Source organism: Mycolicibacterium sp. 624 (genome assembly GCF_040548615.1).
Classification (GTDB): domain Bacteria; phylum Actinomycetota; class Actinomycetes; order Mycobacteriales; family Mycobacteriaceae; genus Mycobacterium.
Genome location: NZ_JBEPRZ010000007.1, coordinates 158113 through 169024 on the forward strand (window position 1 = coordinate 158113; position 10912 = coordinate 169024).

Sequence of the window (10912 nt, forward strand, 5' to 3'; positions counted from 1 at the left end):
CGTCAGTACTTCCGTTCCATCGGCTCATATCGGGTCTGGACGACGGGCTTGTAGTCCAGCCGAATGTCGGACAGTAGGTCGGTGCCTTCTTTGTAGGCCATGGTGTGACGCATGTAGTTGGTGTCGTCGCGGTTCGGGTAGTCCTCGCGAGCATGGCCGCCGCGGGACTCCTTGCGGTTCAGCGCGCCCACCACGGTGACCTCCGCCAGCTCCAGCAGGAAGCCGAGTTCGATGGCCTCGAGCAGATCGCTGTTGTAGCGCTTGCCCTTGTCCTGCACCGTGATTCGCGAGTAGCGCTCCTTCAGTGCGTGGATGTCGGTGAGCGCCTGCTTCAACGTCTCCTCGGTGCGGAACACCGCTGCGTTGTTGTCCATCGACTGCTGCAGCGCTCCGCGGATGTCGGCGACGCGCTCGTTGCCGTGCTCGGAGAGGATGTCGCCGACCCAGCCGGTCACCATGCTCGCCGGGGTCTCGGGGAGGTCGACGAAGTCGTGTCCCAGCGCGTAGTTCGCGGCGGCGATACCCGCGCGACGGCCGAACACGTTGATGTCCAGCAGCGAGTTGGTGCCCAGTCGGTTGGAGCCGTGCACGGACACGCAGGCGCACTCGCCCGCGGCGTACAGGCCGGGCACGACGGAGTTGTTGTCGCGCAGCACCTGGCCGTGCACCGTCGTGGGGATACCGCCCATGACGTAGTGGCAGGTCGGGTACACCGGCACCAGCTCGGTCACCGGATCGACGCCCAGGTAGGTACGGGCGAACTCGGTGATGTCGGGCAGCTTGGCCTCGAGGACGTCGGCGCCGAGGTGGCGCACGTCGATGTAGACGTAGTCCTTGTTGGGTCCGGCGCCGCGGCCCTCGAGCACCTCGAGCACCATTGAGCGGGCCACGATGTCGCGGGGCGCGAGGTCGACGATCGTCGGCGCGTAGCGCTCCATGAACCGCTCGCCGTCGGCGTTGAGCAGGCGACCGCCCTCACCGCGCACGGCTTCGGAGATCAGGATGCCCAGGCCGGCAAGGCCTGTCGGGTGGAACTGGTGGAACTCCATGTCCTCCAAGGGAAGTCCCTTGCGGAACACGATGCCCAGGCCGTCGCCCGTCAGCGTGTGCGCGTTGGAGGTCGTCTTGTACATGCGGCCCGACCCACCGGTGGCGAACACGATCGCCTTGGCGTGGAAGACGTGGATGTCGCCGGTCGCCAGCTCGTAGGCGACGATGCCCGTGGCCACGGGGCCGCCGGGGGTCTCCGACAGGACGAGGTCCAGCGCGTAGAACTCGTTGAAGAACTCGACGTCGTGCTTGACGCAGTTTTGGTAGAGCGTCTGCAGGATCATGTGGCCGGTGCGGTCGGCGGCGTAACAGGCGCGGCGGACGGGGGCCTTGCCGTGGTCACGGGTGTGCCCGCCGAAGCGGCGCTGGTCGATACGGCCCTCGGGGGTGCGGTTGAACGGCATCCCCATCTTCTCGAGGTCATAGACGGCGTCGATGGCCTCCTTGCACATGATCTCGACCGCGTCCTGGTCGGCGAGGTAGTCGCCGCCCTTGACGGTGTCGAACGTGTGCCACTCCCAGTTGTCGTCCTCGACGTTGGCCAGTGCTGCGCACATGCCACCCTGCGCGGCGCCGGTGTGGCTGCGCGTCGGGTAGAGCTTGGTCAGGACGGCGGTGCGCGCCCGCGGGCCGGCCTCGACGGCGGCACGCATCCCTGCGCCGCCGGCGCCCACGATCACAACGTCGTATCGGTGTTCGATCAGCATTTGCAGGACTCCTGGGTCAAGAGATGTTCGCGTCGAATGTCAGCAGCACATACGTGCCCAGAACCAGGGTGAACACAATCGAGAGCAACAGCACCGTGTTCAGCCAGAACTTCGTCGAGTCCTTGCGGGTGTAGTCGGCGATGATCGTGCGCATGCCGTTGCCGCCGTGCAGTTGCGCCAGCCAGAGCAGCAGCAGGTCCCAGGTCTGCCAGAACGGCGACGACCAGCGCTGCGCGACGTAGTTGAAGTCGATCCGGTAGACGCCGTTCTCCCACATCAACATGATGAAGAGATGTCCGAGCGCAAGGAAGATCAGGACGACACCGGACATCCGCATGAACAGCCAGGCGTACTTCTCGAAGTTCGGCATTCCGCCGCGACTCCGCGGTGAACGCGGATTGTCCAGGCTGGCGGGCCGGTCGAAGGCGCGCTGCATGACCGGCGCGGGGCCGCCGCGCTCGGTCACGTGGTCGTAGGGGTTCTCCACCGAGGGGCTCATAGGAATCGCTCCACCATGTGCATGCCGATCACTCCAAGCGAGGCGATGAGGACGGCGATGAACACGCCGGCGACGATCCACAGCATCTTGCGCTGGTGCCTCGGGCCGTCCTTCCAGAAGTCGATCAGGATGATCCTGACGCCATTGAGGGCGTGGTAGAGCACCGCGGCCACCAGGCCGATCTCCATGAGCCCGACGATCGGCGTCTTGTAGGTCTCGATGACCTGGTTGTAGGCCTCGGGGCTGACGCGGACCAGCGCGGTGTCCAGCACGTGGACGAAGAGGAAGAAGAAGATCGTGGCGCCGGTGATGCGGTGCAGCACCCACGACCACATGCCCGGGTCGCCGCGATACAAGGTGCGGCGGCGCGGGGGTGACGAACGCGGGGCCGGTATGGCCGAATCCGCGGCTGTCGCTGTACTCATCTCCGACCCTCCAACGTCATCGGTGGACTTCGGAATCCCGTCGTAACCGGTAGCGCAAGCCATCGATTCGAACTGCCCGAAACCACGGGGGACTCTAATCCCAAATGTCCCACTGAAAGAACTAGCGTGGAAGGGCGGATGACCCACTGGCGTTGAAAGTTAGGGTCACCTATCTAGCTATTCGAGCCGCTCGAGAGGTTCTTCGGAATGCATTCAGAAGATGGACGGAAGGCCTGATATGGCAACGGATATCGACTGGAAGAATTTGCGGCACAACGCAATTAGCGTTTCCAAGCTGGCTTATGCGCCATATTCCGGTTTTCCGGTTGGGGCGGCCGCGCTGACCGAGGACGGCCGCGTGGTGGTCGGTTGCAATGTGGAGAATGTCTCATATGGCCTAGGTCTCTGTGCCGAGTGTTCTGTGGTCTGCGCGATGCATTCGAGTGGAGGCGGCAGGCTCGTCGCACTGGCGTGTGTGGACGGTTCCGGCGCGTTGCTCATGCCGTGCGGACGGTGTCGGCAGGTGCTGCTCGAGCATGGCGGTCCCGGCATGCTGATCGACCATCCGGCTGGGCCACGCACGCTCGGTGAACTGCTACCCGACGCATTCGGCCCCGACGATCTCGATCGGGTGCAGCGCCAGGGGCAATCGCAGTGACCCAGTTCACATTCGATGCTCCGTCCGTCATCCGGACCAAGCGCGACGGCGGTGTCCTGTCGGACGCCGCGATCGACTGGGTCATCGACGGCTACACCCACGGTCGGGTGCACCCGGAGCAGATGTCGGCGCTGTTGATGGCCATCTTCCTGCGCGGTATGGAGACCGGCGAGATCGCCCGTTGGACGGCGGCGATGATCGCTTCCGGTGATCGGTTCGACTTCGGCGACCTTCGGCGTGACGGCAAGCCACTGGCGTTGGTGGACAAGCACTCCACGGGCGGCGTCGGCGACAAGATCACCATCCCGCTGGTGCCGGTGGTGATGGCGTGCGGCGCGGCGGTGCCCCAGGCCGCCGGGCGCGGTCTCGGGCACACCGGCGGCACCCTGGACAAGCTCGAGGCCATCGCCGGCTTCACCGCGGAGATCTCAAAAGACCAAATCCGCCAACAACTTCAGACCATCGGCGCCGCAGTGTTCGCCGCCGGGGACCTGGCGCCGGCCGACCGCAAGATCTACGCGCTGCGCGACGTCACGGGGACCACCGAGTCGCTACCGCTGATCGCGAGCTCGGTGATGAGCAAGAAGCTCGCCGAGGGCGCTCGCGCACTCGTGCTGGACTCCAAGGTGGGCAGGGGCGCCTTCCTCAAGACCGAGGCGCAGTCGCGCGAGCTGGCCCGCACGATGGTCGACCTGGGTGCCGCCTACGGGGTACCGACCCGGGCGCTGCTCACCGATATGAACCGCCCGCTGGGCCTGGCCGTGGGCAATGCCATCGAGGTCGCCGAGTCGATCGACGTGCTGGCCGGTGGCGGCCCCGCCGACGTGGTGGAGCTGACCCTGGCGCTGGCCCGCGAGATGCTCGACGCCGCCGGGGTCGACGGGATCGACCCCGCGGACACGCTGGCTGACGGCACGGCGATGGACCGGTTCCGGGCGCTGGTCGCCGCCCAGGGTGGCGACCTGGACCAGCCGCTGCCCGTCGGGGCGTACTCCGAGACGATCACGGCGCCCCATGGCGGCACGATGGGGGATACCGACGCCATGGCGGTGGGCCTTGCGGTGTGGCGACTAGGGGCGGGCAGGTCGGCGCCGGGCGAGCACGTGCAGTTCGGCGCGGGTATGAGGATCCACCGAAGGCCCGGCGAGCCCGTCACCGCAGGTGAGACGTTGTTCACGCTGTACACCGACACCCCGCAGCGCTACCCGGGTGCGATCGCCGAACTCGACGGCGCGTGGAGCGTCAGCGGCCCAGGGGAGCAGCCACCCGATATCGGCCCGCTCATCATCGATCGGATCACTCGCTGACAACCACGGTGTTCCGGCCGCCCCTTTTGGCGCCGTAGAGAGCCTCGTCCGCGCGGGTGAGAATCGCGTCGATCGAATCCGCAGTCCGCGCCACGGTGACGCCCACGCTGACGGTGACGGGGATCAACGTGTCGGAAGCGTCCTGAGTCAGATGCTGGTGTGCGATGGCGTCGCGGAGCTGGTCGGCGAATCGGTGGGCGTCTGAGAGTTCGGTGTCGGGTAGAGCGAGGGCGAACTCCTCGCCGCCGATCCTGGCCGCCAGCCCACCCGCTTTCAGCCGCGTCTGACAGGTGAGCGCGATGGCGATCAACACCGAATCGCCTGCCGCGTGGCCGTGTTCGTCGTTGATGCGTTTGAAGTGGTCCACATCGAAGACCACGACCGCCACTGGACCGTCGCGTTCGGTCCTCCTCCTGAGTTCGTGTTGCAGGCTCTCGACGAAGTGTCGGCGATTCGCCAAGGGCACCAATGAGTCGAGGCGTGCGAGATCGTCCAGCCGTTCGACCAACACCCGACGCTCCTCGAACATCGCAAACAGCATCAACGAGAAGATGGAGGCCGTGGCGATGAAGAAGCTGACATAGGCGAGGCGGTCGGAAACGTCGAGATGCGATAGGAAACCGGTTCCGACCGCTCCCGCCCACGTGATTGCCGGTGCGATCAGGACGTTCGCAGTGGTGACACCGCGCAGGCCACGCCGAAGCCCGATCCAGACCAGCAGCGGATAGGTCACGCCGAGCACCAGCAACGGGTAGATGGTCAACTTGGTCGCGGCGAGGCCCAGCAGGCCGATGGCCAGCGCGCTGACAAGGAGGTCGTAACTCGACTTCGGCCGGCGCGAGACGCCCCTAATCGCCCAGGCGAGTAGCAACGGTGCGATCAGCATCTGTCCTACGGAGTTGCCGATCCACCAATGAATCCACGCCGGGGCGATCTCACTCGGGTCGGCAAGCGGGCGCTGGATCCCCTGAATCCAGAACGACTGCCACGCGTCCGGAATCCAATCCGCGGGTGTAGTGCCGATCGCCCAGAGCACGCTTACCCCGCCGGTGGCGCTGATCGGCTGCAAGATCAGGAAGACCAATGCGACGAACAGGAGGACATCGCGCGGCCGGGCGAACTGCGGCGAGATCCGCCAGCGCGCGAACAGAATCGCGCCGAGGGCGCATTCGAGGCTGTTCACCAGTCCGATGGCGGCACCGCCCAGCACCGACGGACCAGACCAGATGGACAGGATCGTCTGCCCGACAAGCACGCCCCAAGCGACACGCGGCCCGAACAGTATGCAGAAGGCCAAGGCGATGCCCTCGGGTGCGAAGACGACACTCGTGACATTGCTGTTCTCGACCGACACCGAGAACGTGAGCCGACCCAGCACAACGTAGGCGAACGCCAGCACGAGAGCAGCGAGTGCGGTGTGCCTTGGGTTCGACCGAATCCGCTCGATCGAGTTCGTCCACATGTCGGTGCGGGTGTCAGTGGGGAGCAGGCGAGTCACCGACCAACCACCACCATGTCCCGGCCACCTCGTTTCGCGTCGTACAGGGCCGCGTCGGCGCGGTTGAGGAAGTCATCGAGGGAATCACCCGGCTGCAGGGCGGCGACGCCGACGCTGATGGTGATGGCAGCGGCCACTGTTGCGTCAGAGGCTACGAGGTGTTGCACAGCGATGGCACTGCGGAGTCCATCGGCGAATCGTTGCGCGTCGGCGATGTCGGTGTCGGGGAGCACGATGGCGAACTCCTCGCCACCGATCCGAGCGGCGATGTCGGTGTCGCGTAGCAGTGCTTTGCATGTGTTGGCCACAGCGATGAGTACTCGGTCGCCGGCAGCGTGGCCGTTGGTGTCGTTGATGAGCTTGAAGTGGTCGATGTCGAAAGTTATTGCTGCCAAAGGGCTGCCGCGTGCGGTTGCCTGCTGGATGAGTGGCTCGAGCTGCTCGACGAAATGGCGCCGGTTATCCAGCGGAACCAGCGAGTCCTGGCGCGCGAGACGTGCCAGCCGTTCGACCAGCAATCGGCGTTCCTCGAACATCGAGAACAGCATCAAGGAGAAGAGGATGAAGGCGGTCGCGACAAAGAATCCGACGTAGGCAAGGCGATCCGGAACGCTGACCTGGTCCAGGAATCTCTTGGCGGAGGTGCCGGCCCAGAGGACGGCTGGCGTGATGACGACATTGGCCGTGGTCACACCGCGCAGGCCGCGCCGAAGCCCGATCAGTACCAGCAATGGGAAGGTCACGCCGAGCACCAGCACCGGGTGAATGGGCAACACGGTGGCTGCTATTCCCGTCAGTCCGATGACCAGTGCACTGGCAAGCAAGTCGCCGCGGCTATCGGGCCGCCGCCACGTTCCCTTCGTGGCCCAGGCCAGCAGCAGTGGCGCGACCAGGATTTGGCCGAGGGAGTTTCCGATCCACCAGTGCACCCACGCCGACGGGAGCTGGCTCGGATCGGAGATCGGGCGTTGAATCCCGTGAATCCACATGGCGTCCCAGCCGCTGGGGATCCAATTGGCGGGGGTGACCCCCACTCCCCACAACACACTCACGCCGGCGGTCGCACTGATGGGCTGCAAGATCAGGAACACCAGGGCGACGAACAGGGCTACATCGCGCGGCCGGGCGAACTGCGGCGATATCCGCCACCGCGCGAACAGCGCCGCGCCGAGGATGCCCTCGAGGCTGTTTACCAGCCCGATGCCGGCACCGCCCAGCACCGACGGACCCGTCCAGATCGACAGGATGGTCTGGCCGAGGAACACGCCCCATGCGACACGCGGCCCGAACAGTATGCAGAACGCCAAGGCGATGCCCTCGGGGGCGAAGACGACGCTGGTGACGTTGCTGTGTTCGACGGATACCGAGAATGTCAGCCGACCGAGAAGTACGTACGAGAGCGCCAGCACCATTGCGGCGCCTGCGGTGGCCCGTCGACTCGAGCGAATACGCTCGACGGCGGGTATCCACATTCGGCGATCCTAGCTGCGAACAACGCGTGCTTGCGCTTGAATAGTCAACCGACTGTCAGCGACTGACGAGAATTCCTGGCGCGCTTCCGGTTGTTGGGGGGAGCATTCGACCGTCGGCGGCGAGTCTGTCCGTCGACAGCTCCTGTGTTTGCTCAATCTCGAGGCCGCTGCACTGGGGCGGCGAATACGGGATGGCTCGAGCACCGGGAGCTGATCATCACCCGAACATTGAGTGTGCAGCGGCCCGATTACCTCGCCGTCGCCGGAGTTGTTGCGCAAGATGGGGAGATGACGACACTCCTGACGTTGGACTCGATCAGGCAGGCACCCAAGGCGCTGCTGCACGACCACCTCGACGGCGGGCTCCGCCCGGCGACCGTGGTGGAGCTGGCCGATCAGTTCGGTTATGCGGAGTTGCCGGCCACCGACGTCGACGAGCTGGCGACGTGGTTCAAGACGCAGGCCCACAGCGGGTCGCTGGTGCGCTACCTCGAGCCCTTCGCGCACACCGTCGGCGTCATGCAGAACTCGGAGGCGCTACACCGGGTCGCCTACGAGTGCGCGGAGGACCTGGCGGCCGACTCGGTGGTCTACGCCGAGGTGCGGTTCGCTCCCGAACTCCACATCGACAACGGGTTGTCGTTGGACGCGGTGGTCGACGCGGTGTTGGCGGGCTTCGCCGATGGCGCCAAGGCCGCGGCCGCCGCGGGCAAGCCCATCACGGTGCGCTGCCTGGTGACCGCGATGCGCCATGCCGCCCGGTCACGTGAGATCGCCGAACTCGCGGTCAGATTCCGGGACCGGGGCGTCGTCGGCTTCGACATCGCGGGCGCCGAGGCGGGATACCCGCCCACCCGGCATCTGGACGCGTTCGAGTACATGCGAGGCAACAACGCGCGGTTCACGATTCATGCCGGCGAGGCGTTCGGCCTGCCGTCGATCCACGAGGCGATCGCGTTCTGTGGCGCGGACCGGCTCGGACACGGCGTGCGGATCGTCGATGACATCGAAACCATGCCCGACGGTTCGATGCGGCTGGGCAGGTTGGCATCCATCCTGCGGGACAAGCGAATTCCCTTCGAGATGTGCCCCAGCAGCAATGTTCAGACCGGTGCGGCGCCCAGCATCGAGGATCACCCGTTCGACATGCTGGCGCGGCTGCGGTTCCGGGTCACCGTCAACACCGACAACCGGTTGATGAGCGACACCACGATGAGCCAGGAGATGCTGCGCCTGGTCGAGGCCTTCGGCTACGGCTGGAGCGACCTCGAGCGGTTCACCATCAATGCGATGAAGTCGGCGTTCATCCCGTTCGACGAGCGCCTCGCCCTGATCGACGACGTCATCAAACCGCGATACGCCGTCCTGGTCGGGTGATGTCGGCGCGAGCTACTCGGCGCGCAGTCGCGATTCGACGAAGGTCTCCAGTTCCTCCCACTGCGCGACGGCCTTGGCGTACGGCGCGGGGGGCTTGCTGACGGTGTCGGCGTCGAGCACGTGGGCGACGAACCGGCCCAGGGGCTGGTCGGCGTCCAGGGCGGTGTCGACGGCGGGATCCTCGGCGTAGTCGGCCACGTCGCGCAGCAGTTCCACCGCGAGGTCGAGCTGATCGCGGTCGACGGCCTCGGGACCGTCGGCGATATCGTCGGCGAGGCCGCTCAACACGTAGATGTTCTCGTCGAGGACGTCGATCTGCAGCGAGCCGTCGGTGGCGGCGGTGCGGATGTCGTCGTAGGAGTCGAACCCGGAGAGATCGTTCTCGTGCTCGTCGGCCAGGAACCGCGCCAATGACCGCTCGGAGTTGAAGACGCTGATTCGGCCGTTGCGGCCGAGGAACTTCGGCTCGTCGCCGACGTAGCAGCGCAGGGTGTAGAACGTGCCGCCGCGGCTCATGATGCGGATGGGATCGATGCCGACGCGGGTCCAGAAGTCCTCGTCACTGCCGAGCACCTGGTCCTCGGCGTGGGCCGCGAGCGCGTCGACCTCCTCATCGGTGTCGACGACGTCATCGATCATCGGCTCCTCGACCTCGGGCTCCGGTGCGGGCTCGGCGAGTTCTTCCTCGGCCTTCTTCACCGCGGCCGAGTTGACGTCGGGTGTCGTGATGATCTCGTCGATGGCGTCGACGACGCCATCCCAACTACGACCGATCGCGGCCTCGATCTCGGCCCAGCGCTTGCGGCCGGGCCGCCCGTCGAACGCGTCGATGCCGCCGCCGAGCGAGCCCAGCACCGGGTTGCCGTTGAAGAACTTCGTGACGGCCGTCAGATCGCACACCGAGCCGAGGGCCTGAACGAACGACAGTGCCTGGAGAAGCGACTTCACCGACTCCTCGGTGGGCTTCTCGGCGACCGCGTCGGGCACACCGATGAGGTCGTAGGTGTGGCGATCGTCGGGGTCGCAACGGTGCGCGTTCGCCTCGGTGAGCGCCGTCCACGCCGGATGGTCGACCAGGTCGTTGTCCGTGTCGGTCCGGACGAACGCCGTCAGGTCGGCGACCGACGCGAAGGCGTAGAGGTCCTCGTCCTTGCCGAGGAATCCCTGCCACTCGTCGTCGGAATCACGCCACGACGGCGCCCACAACGTGTACAGATCGCCCTTGGTCAGCCCGAGCCGAACCGGCACGATTTCTGCAGCCATGCGGCACAGCCTAACTACGTCGCTGGGACGAGTTCGACAGTCACCGGTCGAAGTGATCGCGCACGCCGGCGTCGACAGCCTCGACAAACTGCTTCTGAAGTCAAGAATGCCTGGTGGGCGGGGTCCTCAGCTGCCTATCCTGAGTGAACTCTGGAGGATTTCAGGGGACGGGGGACGGCGACGTGGACGGTTACCAGACGGTGTTGGTGGGGACCGACGGTTCGGAGTCGTCGCTGCGTGCGGTGAGCCGAGCGGGCGAGATCGCCGCCGACGCGGGAGCGAAGCTGATCATTGCCACCGGGTACTTCCGCCACGAGGACGATCGGCGCGCGGCCGACGCACTCAAGGACGAGGCCTACATGGTGCAGGGCAACGCCCCCATCTACGCGGTGCTGCGGGAGGCCCACGCCCGCGCAGCGGCGGCAGGGGCGACCGTCGTCGAGGAGCGATCCATCGAGGACGCCCCGGTGCACGCCCTGGTCCACCTCGCGGAGGAGGTCGGGGCTGACCTTCTAGTGGTCGGCAATGTGGGGCTGAATGCGCGACGCGCCATCCTCGGGCGGTTGTTCTCGGTCGCCGGCCAGGTCTCGACCAGGGCCAAGTCTGACGTTCTGATCGTCCACACCACCGACTGACCAAACGGTCATGAGCGTTCC

At 66.1% G+C, this 10912-nt stretch carries 10 protein-coding genes; 4 read left to right on the top strand and 6 right to left on the bottom strand.

All coding sequences use genetic code 11. The annotated features are described in order from the left end of the window. Nucleotides 1-2: 2 nt before the first annotated feature. Genes sdhA through sdhC form a run of 3 tightly spaced genes read right to left on the bottom strand, consistent with a single transcriptional unit; the run spans nt 3 to nt 2681 of the window. The gene (gene sdhA / locus ABIA65_RS25575; protein ID WP_354525296.1) at nt 3-1757 is read right to left on the bottom strand and encodes a succinate dehydrogenase flavoprotein subunit; all 1755 of its coding nucleotides are present in this window, start codon (nt 1755-1757) and stop codon (nt 3-5) included. 16 nt (nt 1758-1773) lie between these two features. Further along, nucleotides 1774-2256, bottom strand: a complete 483-nt coding sequence (locus tag ABIA65_RS25580) for a succinate dehydrogenase hydrophobic membrane anchor subunit (RefSeq protein ID WP_354525297.1) — start codon at nt 2254-2256, stop codon at nt 1774-1776. Beyond that, nucleotides 2253-2681, bottom strand: a complete 429-nt coding sequence (gene sdhC / locus ABIA65_RS25585; RefSeq protein ID WP_241400550.1) for a succinate dehydrogenase, cytochrome b556 subunit — start codon at nt 2679-2681, stop codon at nt 2253-2255. The genes ABIA65_RS25580 and sdhC overlap by 4 nt, the downstream gene beginning before the upstream one ends. Nucleotides 2682-2919: 238 nt before the next feature. On the opposite strand from sdhC, the gene ABIA65_RS25590 reads away from it, so the two are divergent. Both ABIA65_RS25590 and ABIA65_RS25595 read left to right on the top strand, forming a co-directional pair. Next, nucleotides 2920-3339 carry a cytidine deaminase gene (locus ABIA65_RS25590; protein ID WP_354525298.1) on the top strand — a complete coding sequence of 140 codons (420 nt, stop codon included), beginning with the start codon at nt 2920-2922 and terminating at the stop codon, nt 3337-3339. Beyond that, a complete protein-coding gene (locus tag ABIA65_RS25595; protein WP_241400548.1) occupies nt 3336-4646 on the top strand; it encodes a thymidine phosphorylase in 1311 nt (436 codons plus the stop codon). The genes ABIA65_RS25590 and ABIA65_RS25595 overlap by 4 nt, the downstream gene beginning before the upstream one ends. Here the strand turns inward: ABIA65_RS25595 and ABIA65_RS25600 are convergent. After that, nucleotides 4636-6144 (bottom strand): sensor domain-containing diguanylate cyclase, encoded by a 1509-nt coding sequence (locus ABIA65_RS25600; protein WP_354525299.1) that lies wholly within the window; start codon nt 6142-6144, stop codon nt 4636-4638. The two genes, ABIA65_RS25595 and ABIA65_RS25600, sit on opposite strands and share 11 nt — an antisense overlap. After that, complete coding sequence (locus ABIA65_RS25605) at nt 6141-7616, bottom strand: sensor domain-containing diguanylate cyclase (protein WP_354525300.1); 1476 nt, start codon at nt 7614-7616, stop codon at nt 6141-6143. Before ABIA65_RS25605 ends, ABIA65_RS25600 begins: the two co-directional genes overlap by 4 nt. Nucleotides 7617-7904: 288 nt before the next feature. Here ABIA65_RS25605 and ABIA65_RS25610 point away from each other — a divergent pair, with 288 nt between their 5' ends. Continuing rightward, a complete protein-coding gene (locus ABIA65_RS25610; RefSeq protein WP_354525301.1) occupies nt 7905-8993 on the top strand; it encodes an adenosine deaminase in 1089 nt (362 codons plus the stop codon). A gap of 12 nt (nt 8994-9005) precedes the next feature. Here ABIA65_RS25610 and satS read toward each other — a convergent pair whose 3' ends face one another. After that, nucleotides 9006-10256: a protein export chaperone SatS gene (satS, locus tag ABIA65_RS25615; RefSeq protein WP_354525302.1), complete on the bottom strand. Its 1251-nt coding sequence runs from the start codon at nt 10254-10256 to the stop codon at nt 9006-9008. Between the two features lie 182 nt (nt 10257-10438). On the opposite strand from satS, the gene ABIA65_RS25620 reads away from it, so the two are divergent. Next, nucleotides 10439-10891 (top strand): universal stress protein, encoded by a 453-nt coding sequence (locus ABIA65_RS25620; protein ID WP_241405802.1) that lies wholly within the window; start codon nt 10439-10441, stop codon nt 10889-10891. The last annotated feature ends 21 nt before the right edge of the window (nt 10892-10912 follow it).

Coding starts and splice junctions, on each gene's coding strand:
- sdhA (WP_354525296.1), bottom strand. CDS start 1,757: ATGCTGATCGAACACCGATACGACGTTGTGATCGTGGGCGCCGGCGGC.
- ABIA65_RS25580 (WP_354525297.1), bottom strand. CDS start 2,256: ATGAGCCCCTCGGTGGAGAACCCCTACGACCACGTGACCGAGCGCGGC.
- sdhC (WP_241400550.1), bottom strand. CDS start 2,681: ATGAGTACAGCGACAGCCGCGGATTCGGCCATACCGGCCCCGCGTTCG.
- ABIA65_RS25590 (WP_354525298.1), top strand. CDS start 2,920: ATGGCAACGGATATCGACTGGAAGAATTTGCGGCACAACGCAATTAGC.
- ABIA65_RS25605 (WP_354525300.1), bottom strand. CDS start 7,616: ATGTGGATACCCGCCGTCGAGCGTATTCGCTCGAGTCGACGGGCCACC.
- ABIA65_RS25610 (WP_354525301.1), top strand. CDS start 7,905: ATGACGACACTCCTGACGTTGGACTCGATCAGGCAGGCACCCAAGGCG.
- satS (WP_354525302.1), bottom strand. CDS start 10,256: ATGGCTGCAGAAATCGTGCCGGTTCGGCTCGGGCTGACCAAGGGCGAT.